This window comes from Bradyrhizobium sp. AZCC 1693, from assembly GCF_036924745.1.
Lineage (GTDB): Bacteria > Pseudomonadota > Alphaproteobacteria > Rhizobiales > Xanthobacteraceae > Bradyrhizobium.
The window spans coordinates 3,285,571-3,302,660 of sequence record NZ_JAZHSD010000001.1 but is presented as its reverse complement, the minus strand read 5'-3'; the positions used below and the strand labels follow the sequence as shown (position 1 = coordinate 3,302,660).

Below are 17,090 nucleotides of genomic sequence, written 5' to 3'. Positions count from 1 at the left end.
GAATTACCATTGAGCTCTTCCGTTTGGAAGGGCGCCCGTCCTGTAATGCTGGAATGATAGTCACATGCAATATTCGGTGAATGATCTACGGGGTGCGGCAAATGCCGGGGTGATCAGCCCAACTGATCTGGAGCGCCTGCTTGCCTTTCTCTCGGGCGCCGAAGCGCGAGAACTGGCCAGCGGCGCAAGTCCCGCGGCGAAGTTCGATGCCGCGCATCTGCTCTGGTACGCCGGTGCGTTGATCGTGATCGGCGCCATGGGCCTGTTTTCGACCGTGGCGTTCTCGCAGATGGGCGGCGGTGCGCTCACGGCCTGCGCGATTGCCTATGCGATCGGATTTACCGCTGCGGGTCATTACCTCTGGCACGGCAAGAACCTGCGCACTCCCGGCGGATTGCTGGTCGCCGTCGCGGTCTCGATGGCGCCGCTCGCGGTCTACGGCATCCAGGACGTGCTTGGCTGGTGGGGCAAGTTCGGCAAGCCAGGGACGGTGCACGACTTCTATGTCCGGATTAAAGGCAGTTGGGTCTTCATGGAGATCGCGACTGTCGTGGCCGGCGCTGTCGCGCTGCGCTACTACCGGTTTCCCTTCATCGTCGCGCTGATCGCGGTCGCGCTCTGGTTCATGTCGATGGACCTGGCGCCATGGTTTGCCGGCGTGGATCACCTCGATTTCGCGATGCGGCGCAGGGTGTCGATCTGGTTCGGACTTCTTGTCCTCGCCGTGGCCTGGACCGTGGACTATCGCAGCGGCAATGGCGACTTTGCCTTCTGGCTGCATCTGTTCGGGCTGCTGGCCTTCTGGGGCGGTATTACCGCCTCGGACAGCGCAACCGAACTAGGGCGGGCCGTCTACTGCCTCTTCAATGTCGGCTTGCTCGCGCTGGCCGTGATCCTGATGCGGCGTGCCTATGCGGTGTTTGGCGCATTCGGCGTGTGTCTCTATCTCGGACATCTTGCAGAGAAGGTTTTCAAGGACTCGCTGCTGTTTCCCTTCTCGCTGTCGCTGATCGGAATTGCGGTTATCGCTGCCGGTCTTTTCTATCACCGCAAGGAGCGTACCATCACGGCCTGGCTCTCCGCCCATCTTCCCGCCGCGTTGTTGCGGCTGCGGCCCGCGTCCACGTAAGCGCGCGGGCTCTTCGTGATGACGGCGGCGGCCAGTCCCGGCCGCCGTCTGCCCTCAGCTCTCGGACACCAGCCCTTTGTCGATGGCGGATTGCCGGTTCCTGAAAATCGCCATCGCTGTCTTCATCCGCAGGAAGCCGAATTTTGCATACAGCGGCTCGCGGCCGGCGACCGAATAGAGAATGATCTTGGTGTGGCTCCGCGACCGCTCGACCAGCCTTTCGATGATCTGCTTTCCGAGACCGAGCCCCTGATGGCTCGGCAACACGGCAACGTCGCAGAGGTAGGCGCAATCGCGGCCGTCGGCCAGAACGCGGCCGGCGCCGACGAGCCGGCCGTTATCGCGGGCAAAGCAGCAGAACATGCTGTTGCCGAACACCACTTCGAGATCGTCCGCGTTCTTGTTGCCAAGCGGCGCGGCCCGATAGAGGGCTTCAAGTTCCTGGCCAGTCCACGCCAGCCCGGTCGTCGGTCCAGGTAATCGTCATCGCGGGGCCTCAACTTTCAGGAGCAACATCGGCTGTCGCTCACCATACATCAGCGTCCGCCACAGCCATTCGACGGGGCCGTAGCGGTAACGGCGCAGCCACCAGGCACTGAACACGACCTGCGCGGCGTAGACGGCGAGGCCGATGGCGAGCGCTTCGGTGACGCCGAGACGTCCGAACAGGCCGAGACCATAGCCGTAAAAGATCCAGCCGAAGACCAGCGATTGCGCGAGGTAGTTGGTGAACGCCATCCGTCCCAGCGGCGCGGCCCAGCCGAGCAGCCGCTTTCCGCGCTCGAGATTGGCGATGCCGATGATACCGGCGCCATAACCCAGCGCCAGCAGGATGGTGCCGAGGGGTTCTGCCAGCGCGCCGATTCGGCCGCCCGCGATAAGGCCGCCGGCATGGCAAAGGATCAATGCAGCGCCAAGGCCGATACAGGCGGCGGCGATCGAGAAGAGCAGATGGTGAGACGGGTTTCGCAGAATACCGGTGCGCCAGGCGAACGCGCCGAGAAGAAACAACCCGATCGTGCGCGGAAAGATAAAGATGTGCAGGGGAACGAAAAGGGGAAGCTCGCGAAGCCGGAACGCCAGCACGTCGAGGAAGCCGCCCGTCGCATAGATGCGATGCGCCTCAGCGACATCCTGCCTCAGCGCGGCCGTGCTGGGCCACCATCCCGGCGGCGGAAAGGCCTGCATCGCAAGGTACAACCCGAGAGACGCCAGCGCGGCGACCGCTAGCAGCCAGCGTGGACCGAACAGGAACGGCAGGACGATCAGGCCAGCGAGCGCATATTCGGTGAGAATATCGCCGTTCCAGATCAGGCACAGGTGGATGAGCCCGAACGCCAGCAACACGGCGAGCCGGCGCACGAGCAGCGACGTGCGGCGCTCGCTGTTCGCAAGCCGCTCGAACTGGATGGCAAGGCCTGCGCCGAACAGCAGCGAAAACAGCGCAAGCGCCTTCAAATCGACGGCCAGCATCAAGATCGTTTCGACGGCGCCGTCGATCGACGATGCCAGGGCGTTCTGCGGAAAAAACCGCTCGAAGATCGAAACGCGAAAAATAGTCACGACGTTGATCGCGAGAACGCCGAGCAGGGCAAGGCCCCGCAGCACGTCGATGGCGTCGATCCGCTCGGCGGGGCTTATCGGCCGGGGAGGTGCGGCGCCATCGGAAGCCATTGCAATATGATTTCCAATCGCGCGGCGAATGAAATCCGTGGGCCGCTCTACGACAGCCGCATATCCAGTAGCCGCCGGCCCTCGGTCCTGAGCAGTTTCTTCACCGCGCTTGACGCTGCGATCTCGCCTTGGTTGGCGTAGGCCTCGTGGTTCTTCTCGATGTCTTCCAGCCGGTAGAGATAGTTGACCATGACGCCTGCGGATTCACGCAAGCCCTTCGGCGAGAGATCGCCGAGCCAGTCGATCTTCTCCAGCCGCGCGCCGTTGCCGATATGGAAGCGCGCCACCGAATCGATCAGCCGGCCTTTTGGTGTGCGGGCCTTGAGGAAATAATGCGCGGCCAGCGGTTCCAGCACGGCGCGCAGTTGCGCGGTCAGCTCCGCATCCTCGCACCAGTCCGGCCTGTCGAGCGCCTCCAGCAGCGTCCGCTCCTCGTCGCTGAGTGGAACGTCGTCGGCCTGTTTCAGCCATTGCATGAAGCCTGGCACCGGCGACAGCGTGATGAACGTATCCAGCTTCGGCAATTCGCGCCGCAACTCCTCGACCACCTGCTTGATCAGAAAACTGCCGAAGGAAATGCCGCCAAGCCCTTTTTGCGTATTCGAGATCGAATAGAACACGGCGGTGCGCGCGCGTTCGATCGGCACCGGCTGACGCTCGGCGGCGAGCAGCGGCGCGATCGCGGTCGGGATCGTCTCGGTCAGCGCGACCTCGACGAAGATCAGCGGTTCGTCGTTGAGCTGGGGATGGAAGAAGGCGTAGCAACGGCGATCAACCGGGTCGATGCGGCGTCGCAGATCGTTCCAGTCGCGGATTTCGTGCACGGCTTCATAACGGATGATCTGTTCCAGAATATTCGCCGGCGTCGACCAGTCGATCCTGCGCAGCACGAGAAATCCCCTGTTGAACCAAGAAGACAGCAAATGCACCACGTCGCGGTCGAGCGCGGCCAGATCCTTGTTGCCCTTCATCAGGGAAAGCAGGTCGGCGCGCATCGCCACCAGCTCGCTGGTGCCGCCCGGCGCGCGGTTGAGCCGGCGGATCAGCTCCTGCCGCTGCGGCTCGGAAGCAAAGTGAAGGTCGCTGGCATCGCTGTCGTTCGGCTGGCTGCGCCAGCTCTCGATCGCCTGCGACAGCTTCTCGCGGTCAGGGCCGAAGTCGCGGGCCAGCGTTTCGAAGAAGGTGAGCCGGCCGGCGGCGTCGAGGTCGTGGTAGCGGTCGAGCACGTCGCGCGCCATCGCGGTGCCGGACGCTTCGCCGCGGCCCGACAGCAGCGCCTTGCATAGTTCAAGCAGTTCGGAGGCGTCCTGGCGGGCGACGGACGGCTCGCCCCGGCGCAGCAGCGTGCGGCCACGTTCTGATATCGTCGTGAGAAGGTCGGAAAAAAAGGCGTTGGCCATGCGGTGGGTCGAATCCAGTGAGTGTGCCGGAATCTTATACGGAATTTAGGACGGTGCCGATCACAATCAAGCGTATGGATCGTACGTAAATATGTCATGCCTCTAAAGTCAGGCGTTACTCCTTCCCGGCGAATTCAGTCGGCGTTTTTCCGGTAACCTGCCGGAAGGCATGGGAAAACGCAGGCACGCTGGCATAGCCCAAATCCGAGGCAAGCTGCTTGACCGAGACACCGGCGTCCGTCGAAAGCTTCTCGATGGCCGCCGCAATCCGGGCACGCTGGCACCAGCTCTTGAAGCTCAGTTGCGTCTCGGCTGAGAACAGCCGTGACAGCGTCCGCGCCGAGGTGCCGACCTCGCGCGCCAGCGTCTCGATCTCGTGGTCGCCGGTAGGGTCCGCGAGCACGATGTCGGCGGCGCGCCGGCAGCGCAGCTCACGCGGCAGCGGGATGAAGGTTGCCGAATCCTCCGCCTGGTCCAGCTCCATCATCGCCAGCCGCAGCAGAATTTCGGTTCGCTCGCGGTCGCCGCGATCGTCGAACAGCGCGAGGATGGTCTGGTGCAGCAGCGGCGACACCCGTACCACGAATTCCGCGTCCAGGCTGTGGCTGCGCGCCTCGCGCCGCAGCCAGTCGAGTTCGAAATAGAGCGTCCGCATCTCGATATCGGCGAGCACATCGATCGCATGTTCCGAGAGCGCAGGCACCCAGACCGCGCGGTCCGGCGGCACCAGCCAGCGGCCTTTCGGCGTCGTCACCTGCATCGTGCCCTTGGCCGCATAAACAAGCTGCGCCTCGCGGTGCATGTGGGTGTCGAGCCGAACGCCCTTCCGGTAGCTGTTCGCAATCATGTGGATGCCGTCACCGGTCGAGATGCGGCGCCCGATAATGGCGGCAATTGGCTTTTCGGCGATATTCATTGGCGACATCCCGTCAGGACAACCCCGTATAACCTATTTCGGAAAATTGCGGGATTCGGGAATCGACCATGAACAGCCCCAGCCGGGTGATCACTTTCGTCAACGCCGCCCATTTCATCGACCATTATGCGATGCTGATTTTTGCCGCGGCCGTCATCATCATGGGGCCGGCGCTCGGCATGGCCTATTCGGAACTATTACCTTACGCGACCCCGGGCTTCGTCGCGTTCGGCGCGGGCTCGCTGATCACCGGCTGGCTTGGCGACCGCTGGAGCCGCCGCCACATGATGGTGATCTTCTTCTCAGGCATCGGCGCGTCGATGATCGCGGTCGGCTTCGTCTTGACCCCGCTGCAGCTCGGCGCGGCACTGCTGTCGATCGGGCTGTTCGCCTCGATCTATCATCCCGTCGGCACCGCGATGATCGTGTCCTATGCCGACAAGCTCGGCCGCGAGATGGGCCTGAACGGCGTCTGGGGCAACCTCGGCGTGGCGTCCTCGGCGCTGGTCACCGGCGTGATCGGGCAGTATCTCGGCTGGCGCTGGGCCTTTATCGTCCCGGGCATCGTCACCATGCTGATCGGCGTGGCCTTTGCGCTGATGGTGGTGCACGAGAACCGAAGCGGCAGCCGGCAGGCGGCGGCGCAGGCGAGGGTGGCCAAGCAGGACATGTGGCGGGTGTTGCTGGCCTTGCTGATCGTGGTGATCGCGATTTCCACCACGTTCAACGCCATCACCGTGGCGATGCCGAAACTGTTCGCTGAGCGGCTGGCCGACGTGACCGACAGCCCGGCGTTGCTTGGGGTCATCGCGGCCGGCGTCTATGTCTTCGGCGCGATGACGCAGTACACCATCGGCAAGTTGATCGACCATTATTCGCTGAAGACCGTGATGCTGCCGCTATCATTTTTGCTGGCGCCGTTCATGTATTTCGCGGCGACGCTGTCGAACCTGCCGCTGATCATCGCCTCCATCGGAATCGTGATGGGCGCGTTCGGCCAGGTGACCGTCAACGACGCCATGGTCGGCAAATACACCAGCGAGGAATGGCGTTCGCGCGCCTATTCGGTGCGTTACTTCATCGGCTTTACCGCGGCGGGCGCATCCGTCGGCCTGGTGGCGTGGCTCTATGAAAGAGGCGGCTTCGTCACTATGCTGCAGGCGTTCGGCGCGCTGTGCCTGCTGGTGATCGTGGCGGCGCTCATCCTGCCGCAGGAGATCAAGGTGCCGGCGGCGCGGACCGCGCCGTGAGGTCAGTCCATCGTTGGCAGCCGGCTGTCGAACTCATGACGTCATCATTCTGTCATGGGGCCGGCGGCTGGGGCATGGGGTTATTGCATATCGATGCCTGATGCCCGGCTGCCCGCGGCGATTTGCTGCGGCGCAATAGCGCAACTGTGGCCGTGGACTCAAACAGAACACTTGACCATCGCTACCCTCCTTGTGTGAGGTGCGGCCATGACCCGAATCCGGCTTTTCCTGTTCATCATTGCGATATTGGTACCCTCGCTGGCGGCGGCGCAGCAGGCCATCAAATTCGAGGAGGCCGCGGCCATGCTGGCCGCGAGCTGCGGCAAGGACATCGACGACAATTGCCGCGGCGTCAATTTCGACGCGACGCGCCTGAAGGAGTGCCTGGGCCGCAACCAGGACGTGGTGTCGACGAAGTGCAAGACCGATTATCCCCAGGCCCTTGGGGCCATCCAGCAGCGCATCACCGCGCGCACCTCGCTGGTAAAACTGTGCAATTGGGAATTGAAACACCTGTGCGGCGAGGTTCGGCAGGATCCCGTCAAAGGCCTGCAATGTCTGCTGGAGTCGACCAAGAAGGCGACCCCGAACTGCAACAAGGCGATCAGCGCCGCGGGGTATCGCTGATGATCTGGGGGAATCAGCTGCGCGACATCGCCCCGTTGCTGAGCGCCTTGGCCATGTTTGCCTTGCCGGTCACGGCGGGGCGGGCGCAAACGGCCGTGTCGAGCGGCGACATCATTGAGAAGCTTGCCGTCGAGGCCGAGTCGGATATCGATCTGGCCGCCCTGAAACAGCAGGCTGCCGACCGCATCAAGGCGAGAGCGGATGCCCAGCCGCAAAAGCGGCCGCCGCTCGCGCCCCAACTGACGAAACTGCCGCAAATCCGTTTCGACGTCGTGTTCGACCAGGACTCTTCCCTGATCCGGCCGGCCTCCTACCAGACGATCGGCAGCATCGCCGACGCATTGACCGATCCGAAATTGCGGCCCTACCGCTATCTGATCGTCGATCATGTCGAATCCGCCGGAAGGCGCGACCACAATCTGATCCTGAGCCAGCGGCGCGCCGAATCGATCCGGGACGTCCTGGTGAACACCTTCAAGGTGTCGCCGAAACGGCTTCAGGCGCTTGGTCTCGGCGAGGAACAGTTGCAGGACGTCAATCGCCCGGCGGCGCCTGCCAATGCGCGCGTCCAGATCATTGCGATCGGCAAGTTTGAAACGGCCGAACCGGCAACGCCGGCAGCGGCGGCACCCAAAGGCCCCGCTGCGGCAAAGAAAAAGAAGCGCTGATTGCCCCGTGCACGGGGTGAGAGCGACGCCAGCCGCCGGCTGAGGAAGGAGCACCCGATGTTCGATCAAGCCTCGCCAAAAATGGCCGGTCTCTTGCTGGGATTAACAATGATGATGACGCCCGCCGCCGCCGATGCCTTGAAGGACGAGATCGCGCCGACCGGCAAGCTGCGGGTGGCGATTGCGATCAGTCCGGCCGGCGGCGCGTTCTGGTCGACCAAAACCGAAACCGGTTATGCCGGCGTGCCCGTTGATCTCGGCCGTGAGATGGCGGCACAACTCGGCGTCCCCGTCGAATATGTCGCGCACAACAATTCCGGGCAGATCGTCGATGCGGCGTCGAAGGGCACCTGGGACATCACCTTCCTGCCGAAAGATCCGGAACGTGAGGGCAGGATGTCGTTCGGGCCGATCTATGAGGTTGCGGACGCGACCTACATCGTCAAGCCAGGTTCTCAGATCACGAATTTTGCAACACTCGATCAGCCTGGGATCAAGGTCGCCGCGGTCAACAACACAACCACGATGCGTGGCGCGATCGCGCATCTGAAGAATGCTGAGGTCACCGGCTACCAGACCTACGACGAAATCTTCGGCCTGCTCAAAGGCGGCAAGATCGACGCGTTCGCGCTGTCGCGCGATCAGCTCAACGCCATGGCAAAACAGATCCCGGGCACCCGCGTGCTGGAGGAAACGTTCAAGCAGACGGTAACGGCGGTCGCGGTGCCGCCCAACCATCCGCTCTCGTTGGCGTTTGCGGTCAAGTTTCTGAACGAAGCGATCGCCAACGGCACGCTGCGTAAAGCCTATGACAATAACGGCCTGAAGGATCGGCCGGTGCGGACGCAGACGAAATAGGTGAGGGTCGTCTGACGGAGATCTATTCTCACGTCATTCCGGGGCGACGCGAAGCATCGAACCCGGAATCCATCGAGCTTCGAAGCAGGTGCTGAAATGGATTCCGGGCTCGCGCTACGCGCGCCCCGGTTTGACGGCGGTAGGCGCCAACATCTGTGCAACTGCACAAATACAAGGCATCCACCTGTGCCGGACGCGTGCAAACGGTGGAATAAACCCGTAGAATCACGAGGTATTTCGAGCCAATGCCCGAAAATCGGGGTTGGCACATCGATTGCTTAATTGTTTCTCAGTCAATGACGACTGCCGTCCTACGGACTGCCAAAGCCAGCGTTGGCGAAGGCACAGGGATCAAGCGACCTCACCGAGGCGCGTTGGAGCAGTCATCGGGACCATTTCCCACGAAAGCTTGTGCATCTCTGTTTCTGATCGAGCGTGACCGTGTCATCGGCCGTGCCGGGGCAGACCTGTTTGGTTCTGCTGAAGGCGGCATCCGGCACGCGCGTGAGGGCGGCCTGGCTCACTTTACATCGGCGCGGCTGTGGTTGCCGGGGCTGGATTGAACCGCTTTTGCGAACAAGGGGAACTGTAATGGCCTATCTCGTGCCTTCGGAATTCGTGACCAAGATGGTCGATGCCGGAGAATCCAAAATCTTCATGTCGACGCGCGACACGGTGATCCGCGCCTATATGGCGGGAGCCATCCTCGCGCTCGCCGCCGCCTTCTCCGTTAGCATCAACGTGTCGACCGGCGTTCCGATCGTCGGTGCGGCGCTGTTTCCGGTCGGCTTCTGCATGCTGTATCTGTTCGGCTTCGACCTCCTGACCGGTGTGTTCGTGCTGTGTCCGCTCGCCCTGATCGACAAGCGCCCCGGCGTGACGCTGGGCGGCGTGCTGCGCAACTGGACGCTGGTGTTCATCGGCAACTTCGCCGGCGCCTTCACGGTCGCCGTGATGATGGCGATCGTTTTCACCTTCGGTTTCACCTCACCGCCCGACAAGGTCGGCCAGGTGATCGGCACGATCGGCGAGGGACGCACCGTCGGTTACGCGGCGCATGGCGCGGGCGGCATGCTGACGCTATTCGTCCGCGGCATGCTCTGCAACTGGATGGTTTCGGCCGGCGTCGTCGGTGCGATGATTTCGACCACCGTCAGCGGCAAGGTGATCGCGATGTGGATGCCGATCATGCTGTTCTTCTTCATGACCTTCGAGCATTCGATCGTGAACATGTTCCTGTTCCCGTCTGGTCTGCTGCTGGGCGGCAAGTTCACGATCATGGATTACCTGATCTGGAACGAGATCCCGACCGTGGTCGGCAACCTCGTCGGCGGTCTCGCCTTCACCGGCCTGACGCTGTACGCCACGCACGTCAAGACCGCGCCGAAGCGCGCCGCCATCTGATCGGCGATTGACTTGAGAGGGCCTCGATCTTCAATAGCGTTTTCGAGCGAAGTGGATACCGGTTCGCATAGCAATCAAGGTTACGCAGATTGCGTAGACTTATCTGCGGTAGAAAACGCGTCAAAAGAAGAATCTAGGGCCCGGTTCTGATTTAATCAGAACCGGGCTCTAGTCGAGGCCCTGCTCATTGGTCGTGAACATGCCGCGCGAACTGAAAATATCGGTTGGCCAACATTCTGACAAAGGTCGCAAGGAGACCAATCAGGATTTTCACGGCGTTCTGATTCCCGCCGAGCCGCTCTTGAGTCTGAAGGGCATCGCCATCGTGCTGGCCGACGGGATCAGTACCAGCAATGTCAGCCGGGTCGCGAGTGAATCGGCGGTCAAGGGATTTCTCACCGACTATTACTGCACGTCGGAATCCTGGTCGGTGCGGACCTCCGCGCAGCGCGTGCTGGAGGCGACCAATTCCTGGCTGCATTCCCAGACGCGGCGCAGCCAATACTCCTATGACAAGGACCGCGGATACGTCTGCACGCTGAGCGCCCTGGTCATCAAGTCGACTACCGGGCACATCTTTCACGTCGGCGACAGCAGGATTTATCGGCTGTCCGGCAACTCGCTCGAACAGTTGACCAACGACCATCGCGTCGTCATTTCATCCGAGCAGAGCTATCTCGGCCGCGCGCTCGGGGTAAACCCGCAGATCGAAATCGATTACCTGACGTTCAAGGTCGAGAAGGGCGATACCTTCGTCCTCGTGACGGACGGCATCTACGAGCATGTCGGCGACCGCCATATCGCAAGAGCCATCAAGGACGGTTCGTCCGATCTGGACCAGGCGGCAAAGACGATCGTGGAAATGGCCTATGAGCTGGGCAGCAAGGACAATCTCACCGTACAGATCGTCCGCGTCGATGAGGTGCCCGACGGCGCCGCAAGCGAAGTGTTCGCGCAGCCGCATGAACTGCCGCTGCCGCCGCTGCTGGTGGCGCGGGCGGTGTTCGACGGCTACCGGATCGTCCGGGAGCTGCACGGCTCCAGCCGCAGCCACATCTATCTCGCCGTCGACATCGAAACCGACGCCGTGGTCACCATCAAGATTCCGTCGATCGATCTGCGCGACGATCCCGCCTATTTGAAGCGGTTCATGATGGAGGAGTGGGTGGCGCGGCGGATCGACAGCCCGCATGTGCTAAAACCCTGCCTGCTGCAGCGCAAGCGCAATTTCCTGTACGTCGCGACCGAATACATCGACGGGCAGACGCTGACGCAATGGATGATCGACAATCCGAAGCCGAGCCTGGAAACCGTGCGCGGCATCGTCGAGCAGATCGCCAAGGGGCTGCGCGCCTTCCATCGCAAGGAGATGCTGCATCAGGACATCAGGCCCGACAACATCATGATCGACGCCACCGGCACGGTGAAGATCATCGATTTCGGTTCGACCAAAATCACCGGCGTCGTCGAGGCCGCGCCCTCCGGCAACCGCAACGACATTTTGGGTACGCAGCAATACACTGCACCGGAATACTTTATCGGTGATCCGGCCACGTCGCGCTCCGACCTGTTCTCACTTGGCGTCATCACCTATCAGATGCTGACGGGAAAATTGCCTTACGGTTCTCAGATCGCGAACGCACGGACGCGATCGCAGTTCAACAGGCTGGTCTACCGTCCGGCGTCGCATAGCGACCGCGAGGTGCCGCAATGGATCGACGGCACGCTCGAGAAGGCCGTGCACCCCAATCCATACAAGCGCTACGACAGTTTTTCGGAATTCCTGTTCGACCTGCGTCATCCCAACGCGAACTATCTCTCGACGTCATCGACGCCGCTGATCGAGCGCAACCCGCTGCTGTTCTGGAAAAGCACCACCGTGGTGCTGGCGCTGGCCGTGATCGTGCTGCTGGCGATCCAGCACGGGATGCATCGGTAGCACTCGAACGTCGTTCCCTGCGCAACGGCTTCGCCGTTGTCGCTGGAGGTGCGAGCCTTGCGGTGCACTTGCACCGCTGGGCGAGCCTCGAAGGATGTGCTGCCCGCCGATGGCCGTCGTCCTTCGAGACGCGCGCAAGACCGCGCTCCTCAGGATGACGGGGAGGGACTGAATACGTCGCGCTAGTTCGTTGCACTCGATGCGATCGGATGCATGTCGGTATTGAAGTGGATTTGCCTGCCGCCCCATTCGATCATTTTGTTTCTTCCAGCCAAGGCTGACACCGATACTCTTTCAAAAATCCTTAACGGCACTTTACCCGACGAATGCGAGATCGGGCGAGCGCGACAATCCGGCGTTTGCCTTTATGGCTCGAGAGCCCAACCGCAGCAGATCACTCTCCTCCCTTCATGAAACGTTAGGGCTCGCTCCTGATGCTCGTTTGCAACCCGTAGGTGCGACGTCTAGCTTTATTTTCCGGTGACGAATCGGGCGTACATCCCGCATGAAGGGGGGTGGCGACATGATAGAGACAGTTGATGTCGAAGGTCGGCTCTGCGGTGAGCTTGCCGCCTCAATCGCGCGCCATGTGACCCTGCATGGACATAAGGGAGAGGCCTTCTATCACGAGTCAACGTCGGACCGCGCCAGTGCACTTAACCTGCGATTGATCTGCGTAGGGCGGATTCTCTTTAGCCCGCTGCTCCATGCGAGATTACGGGTTAAAGAGAACTCGCCTTACGCGGGTACTGAGCTTTCAAGGCGTTTAGTTCCCGATCAAAAAGGGACGGAGGGAGGCCCGAGTGAATCGACGAGTCTTATCATTGGGAGTTCTATTCGGGGTAATGTTCATGGCAGGTGCCGTAAACACTGTCGCGACATCTGCCGAGAGTTCTCCGCCAAAGCCCCCGAACTGCCCTGATCTGCCCGAGCGTAAAAACCTGGTCCTGGCGGACGGGTCGATTGCAGATGTGAGAATAGTAAAAGTCGGCCCGACAAATCTTTACATGCCGACCCGTTGGGTACGGCCGTATTTTTTGGGCGAGATAGAAGTTTTTGTTCCCGAACTTCATCAAGTGGAGTGCCCGGGCGTGGTCCACGCACTCAACCTTGATCGCGCCCCTCCATTAATGACGTTGTGGTCGAGCAAAAAAGGACCTCCGCCGACCATCTCGCCTGGCGCTGGTGTTTCGATGTTGCACATCACCGCCGATTTGCCCAACCCGGACGAACGGCTCCGTGTTGTTTATGGTCGCCTGGACCACTTGCCCAAATTGAAACCCGTGCCGGGTGTCGTGGTCTATCTCGGGGTAGCTGCGGAATTTCGAACAAAAAACGCACAGAGCCCGACTACCGAGGATTTGTTTCGCTGGCTGGCATCACCGCCTAATCGCCGCGACAACAGTCGTGCGTTTGTATTGAAGGTTGAAGGTCGATGACTGCGGGATACATCGCATGACAATCGGTACAGAAGTCGTCGCGGCGAAACCTCGAAGGAGATGGCGACGCCGGCTTGCGTGGTTGTTTGGCTTGGTGGCGTTGATGGCTGTGTGGTGGACGCAGCCGCATTTCGGCGCGAACGTCTGCCCTTCGAAGGGATTCATGTGGACTACCGATTTTGTTGAAGAGGTCCGGCCGAGGATACGCCGTGTTGTCCGTGACCGTGGGCGCGAACTAGGCAGCGAACTGCCCGCCGGCGTGACCGTTGAGCAGTTTGTCGCTGTCGCCGATCAAGCCGTGGACCTGTTAAAACAGTGTGTAGCCGAGCGCGATATCAACTATTGCCGCTACGTCGGCTCCGATCCGAACGGGGTCATGATGGATGCCTATACAAGAGATGGGCCGAACGACATAGCACCGAAAGACAGGAACAAGTACCGCTATATCAAGGCAGGCCTCGATTACGATATCTCGATGGTTCAATCAGACGCAGGCGAAAGCTGGTATACCATTCGGGTCAGGCGGTTTGGAAAGCCTTTAGACGCGGGCGGAAAGCTCTGTGATCTGGGTTGCTGGTGTAACGCTAAGTATGGACGATGAGCGAGCTTTTTTCTTCTCGTGCCGGGGCGCAGGGCGGCACGAGTGCTGCGGGCCGGGGCGCAAGCCTACTTTGCATGGGGTTGTTTTCACGATTTTATGTGCAGGCCCTTCGGTGCTTTAGTTGGTCGCGCCCGCCGGAATCGGGTCCATGCCGCTCTTGACGATCTCGCCGCGGGCGGCGGGCGAGGCGAGGAACTTGATCAGCGCCTTGCCGGCGTCCGGCTCCTTGGAGACGGCGGCGATGCCTGCGGAAAACACTGTGATCTTCTGCAGTTCGTCCGGCAGCGGGCCGACGATGTCGATGCCTTCCACCGGCTTCAATTCGCTCATCTGCTGAAAGCCGATCTCGGCGTCGCCGCGCGCAACGATCTCGCCGACGGGCGTGGCCGGAATCTTCCGCGCCTTGTCCTTCATTTCGTCGGCGATGCCTAGCTTGGCGAACATCTCGGTCGAGACATAGACGCCGCTGGCGCTGTCGGAGTAGGCGACGGTCTTCACCGCCAGCAGCGCGCGCTTGAGCGCATCGGGCGTAGAGATGTCCGGCTTCGGCGTGCCCGATTTCACGGCGACCGCGATCGGCGATTTGACGAGATCGACCTTGCTGTCGGCGACAGCCTTTCCCTTCTTGGCGAGATCGTCGAGCGCATAGCCGACCATGATCAGGACATCGGCAGGCTCGCCGCGCTCCAGCCGCACCGGAATGGCGTTGGTCGTCGTGCCCATCGACGGCCCATAGGCGGTCAGCACCTTGTGGCCGGTCGCGCGCTCGAATTCGGGAACCAGCGCCTTGTAGGCCGCCGTCAGCCCGCCCGAGATCATCACCCGCACCTCGGCGGCGGAGGCCGTGACGGTCAGCAGGAATACGCCGAGAATGGCGAGCGCGACGGCGCGGAAATGGATCGAAAGACGCATGATGTTCCTCCCCGGACGACTCTTGAACGGTCGGCCTTGGGAGGATGTTAGCGTGTGAACGGGAAGGCGGCTAGTTCTGACGTCATTCCGGGGCGCATCGAAGATGTGAACCTCAGATGCGCAATTGCGCATCGGGGAATCTCGAGATTCCGGGTCTGGTCCTTCGGACCATCCCGGAATGACGGATAAGTTTCACGAATTCACATGCACGAAATCCCGCAGCAGCGGATAGATCTCGTTGTTCCAACGCTTGCCGGAAAACACGCCGTAATGGCCGACGCCGGCCTGCATGTGGTGCACCTTGCGATAGGCGCGCACGCCGGTGCAGAGGTCCTGCGCCGCCAGCGTCTGGCCGATCGAGCAGATGTCGTCCTTTTCGCCTTCCACCGTCATCAGGCCTATGCGCCTGATCGAGGCCGGGTTCACCGGCCGGCCGCGATGCATCAGTTTGCCCTGCGGTAACAGATGCTCCTGAAACACGTCGCGCACGGTCTCGATGTAGAATTCCGCGGGCAGGTCCATTACGGCGAAATATTCGTCGTAGAAGCTCTTGATGATTTCCGCCTTCTCCTTCTCGCCCTTCGCCAAATGATTGGCGAGGTCGATGTGCTGCTTGATGTGGCGCTCGAGATTCATCGACACGAAGGCGGTGAGCTGCACGAAGCCAGGATAGACCTTGCGGAACGCGCCTTTGCACTGCACCGGCACGTAATTGATCAGGTTTTTTTCGAACCAGTTGATCGGCTTGCTCTTGGCGAACGCGTTGACCTTGGTCGGCTGGATCCGCGTGTCGATCGGCCCGGCCATCAGGGTCAGTGTCGCCGGGCGGGCCGGATGGTTGTCTTCCGACATCACGGCGGCGGCGGCCAGCGCCGAGACCGACGGCTGGCAGATCGCCACCATGTGCGCGCGCGGGCCGATCTTGTCGAGAAACGTGATGAGGTGGTCGGTGTAATCCTCCAGCCCGAAGCGGCCGGCATGAAGCGGAATGTCGCGCGGATTGTGCCAGTCGGTGATGTAGACGTCGTGGTCCTGCAGCAGCGTCTTCACGGTGCCGCGCAGCAGGGTGGCGAAATGGCCGGACATCGGCGCCACCAGCAACAGCCGCGGTTGCTCCGGCGCGTTTTCCTTCTTGAAGTGGAGCAGCGAGCCGAACGGGGTGGCGAAGGTAACCTCCTCGGTCACCTCCAGCTCCCGGTTGCCGACCAGGACGCTGTCGATGCCGTAGGCAGGCCGGTGATAGGTGAGGGAGGAGCGCGAGATCAGTTCGAGCGACGCGGCGAGCCGGCCGAACAATCTGTCGGAGACGCCTTGCGGCACCAGGTTGAGATATTTCAGCCCCGCTGCGGCCCCGGTCCGCCATGGCGACGTCAGGTCCATGTGGTTCTGATAGGCCTGGTACATCATTGACATCATTCACGTCCGCCCCTGTCCCGGGGGCCATGCAATATCGACGCCAGAGCGGCCTGGCCGCCTCCAAAACTGGCATGTGGCTTGCTCCGCAAATGCCCGACGCACAGGCGATGGGCGGCGGCGCGGCTGGCTGCCCATGCCTGCGCGGAGGCGTTTTGGGGGTTCGAGGGAAGGCCATATGGCGAAGACCACACTGACCATCAGCAGCAAGAATTACTCGTCCTGGTCGCTGCGCGGCTGGCTGCTGGCGAAATTCTCAGGGCTCGAGTTCGAGGAGGTCGTGACCGCCCCCGACGATGCGTCGGCGCGGGCCGAAATCCTGCTGCTGTCGTCGTCGATCCTGGTGCCGTGCCTGCGCCATGAGGGCGCGACCATCTGGGATACGCTGGCGATCGGGGAATATCTCAACGAGGTCATGCCGGACGCCGGCCTGTTGCCGGCGGACCGTATCCGGCGCGCGCATTGCCGCTCGATCTGCGGCGAAATCCATTCGGGCTTCACCACGCTGCGCGCCTCGCTGCCGGTCAATTTGAAGGGCCATTTCCCCGGCTTCAAGATCTGGTCGCGCGCACAGGCCGATATCGACCGGGTCTGCACCATCTGGCGCGAATGCCTCGCCGAGTCCGGCGGCCCGTTCCTGTTCGGCGAACGCACTATGGCGGATGCGATGTACGCGCCCGTCGTCACCCGTTTCATGACCTATGACGTGAAACTCGAACCCGGCCTTGCGGCCTACGCCAGTACCATCATGGCGATGCCGGAGATGCAGGAATGGATCGAGGCCGCCAGGGCCGAGCCCGCCGATATCGAAGAGCTCGAGGTCGAATATTAGGCAGGCCGCGCGCCGCCTTGCCCGATTG

16 protein-coding genes are annotated in these 17,090 nt (G+C 61.8%); 10 read left to right on the top strand and 6 right to left on the bottom strand.

What is annotated here, in order from left to right; translation table 11 throughout:
* Positions 1-64 precede the first annotated feature (64 nt).
* Complete coding sequence (locus tag V1293_RS15805; RefSeq protein ID WP_334510832.1) at positions 65-1,129, top strand: hypothetical protein; 1,065 nt, start codon at positions 65-67, stop codon at positions 1,127-1,129.
* A gap of 54 nt (positions 1,130-1,183) precedes the next feature.
* Here V1293_RS15805 and V1293_RS15800 read toward each other — a convergent pair whose 3' ends face one another.
* The 4 genes from V1293_RS15800 to V1293_RS15785 form a co-directional block, all read right to left on the bottom strand.
* Positions 1,184-1,510 (bottom strand): GNAT family N-acetyltransferase, encoded by a 327-nt coding sequence (locus V1293_RS15800; protein ID WP_334510831.1) that lies wholly within the window; start codon positions 1,508-1,510, stop codon positions 1,184-1,186.
* Positions 1,511-1,612: 102 nt separating this feature from the next.
* Entirely contained in the window at positions 1,613-2,803 is a 1,191-nt protein-coding gene (locus V1293_RS15795) for a DUF418 domain-containing protein (protein ID WP_334510830.1), read from the bottom strand.
* Between the two features lie 47 nt (positions 2,804-2,850).
* Entirely contained in the window at positions 2,851-4,203 is a 1,353-nt protein-coding gene (locus V1293_RS15790) for a malonyl-CoA decarboxylase (protein WP_334510829.1), read from the bottom strand.
* 115 nt (positions 4,204-4,318) lie between these two features.
* Positions 4,319-5,119 carry an AraC family transcriptional regulator gene (locus tag V1293_RS15785; protein WP_334510828.1) on the bottom strand — a complete coding sequence of 267 codons (801 nt, stop codon included), beginning with the start codon at positions 5,117-5,119 and terminating at the stop codon, positions 4,319-4,321.
* A gap of 68 nt (positions 5,120-5,187) precedes the next feature.
* Here V1293_RS15785 and V1293_RS15780 point away from each other — a divergent pair, with 68 nt between their 5' ends.
* The 8 genes from V1293_RS15780 to V1293_RS15745 all read left to right on the top strand — a co-directional run bounded on the left by V1293_RS15780 (position 5,188) and on the right by V1293_RS15745 (position 13,905).
* Positions 5,188-6,369 (top strand): MFS transporter, encoded by a 1,182-nt coding sequence (locus V1293_RS15780; RefSeq protein ID WP_334510827.1) that lies wholly within the window; start codon positions 5,188-5,190, stop codon positions 6,367-6,369.
* A 207-nt stretch (positions 6,370-6,576) separates the two neighbouring features.
* Positions 6,577-6,996, top strand: coding sequence for a hypothetical protein (locus V1293_RS15775; protein WP_334510826.1), 420 nt, complete (start codon positions 6,577-6,579; stop codon positions 6,994-6,996).
* Positions 6,996-7,664 carry an OmpA family protein gene (locus V1293_RS15770; RefSeq protein WP_334510825.1) on the top strand — a complete coding sequence of 223 codons (669 nt, stop codon included), beginning with the start codon at positions 6,996-6,998 and terminating at the stop codon, positions 7,662-7,664. Before V1293_RS15775 ends, V1293_RS15770 begins: the two co-directional genes overlap by 1 nt.
* A 111-nt stretch (positions 7,665-7,775) precedes the next feature.
* A complete protein-coding gene (locus V1293_RS15765; RefSeq protein WP_334516732.1) occupies positions 7,776-8,522 on the top strand; it encodes a transporter substrate-binding domain-containing protein in 747 nt (248 codons plus the stop codon).
* Positions 8,523-9,113: 591 nt separating this feature from the next.
* Positions 9,114-9,926 (top strand): formate/nitrite transporter family protein, encoded by an 813-nt coding sequence (locus tag V1293_RS15760; protein ID WP_334510824.1) that lies wholly within the window; start codon positions 9,114-9,116, stop codon positions 9,924-9,926.
* Between the two features lie 199 nt (positions 9,927-10,125).
* Positions 10,126-11,865, top strand: coding sequence for a protein kinase domain-containing protein (locus V1293_RS15755; RefSeq protein ID WP_334510823.1), 1,740 nt, complete (start codon positions 10,126-10,128; stop codon positions 11,863-11,865).
* 845 nt (positions 11,866-12,710) lie between these two features.
* A complete protein-coding gene (locus V1293_RS15750) occupies positions 12,711-13,304 on the top strand; it encodes a hypothetical protein (RefSeq protein ID WP_334510822.1) in 594 nt (197 codons plus the stop codon).
* 16 nt (positions 13,305-13,320) lie between these two features.
* Entirely contained in the window at positions 13,321-13,905 is a 585-nt protein-coding gene (locus tag V1293_RS15745) for a hypothetical protein (protein ID WP_334510821.1), read from the top strand.
* A gap of 117 nt (positions 13,906-14,022) precedes the next feature.
* Here V1293_RS15745 and V1293_RS15740 read toward each other — a convergent pair whose 3' ends face one another.
* Together V1293_RS15740 and V1293_RS15735 are read right to left on the bottom strand one after the other, a co-directional pair.
* A complete protein-coding gene (locus V1293_RS15740) occupies positions 14,023-14,817 on the bottom strand; it encodes a substrate-binding domain-containing protein (RefSeq protein WP_334510820.1) in 795 nt (264 codons plus the stop codon).
* A 192-nt stretch (positions 14,818-15,009) separates the two neighbouring features.
* Positions 15,010-16,233: a polyhydroxyalkanoate depolymerase gene (locus V1293_RS15735; protein ID WP_334510819.1), complete on the bottom strand. Its 1,224-nt coding sequence runs from the start codon at positions 16,231-16,233 to the stop codon at positions 15,010-15,012.
* 175 nt (positions 16,234-16,408) lie between these two features.
* On the opposite strand from V1293_RS15735, the gene V1293_RS15730 reads away from it, so the two are divergent.
* Positions 16,409-17,062 (top strand): glutathione S-transferase family protein, encoded by a 654-nt coding sequence (locus tag V1293_RS15730; protein ID WP_334510818.1) that lies wholly within the window; start codon positions 16,409-16,411, stop codon positions 17,060-17,062.
* Positions 17,063-17,090: the final 28 nt, after the last annotated feature.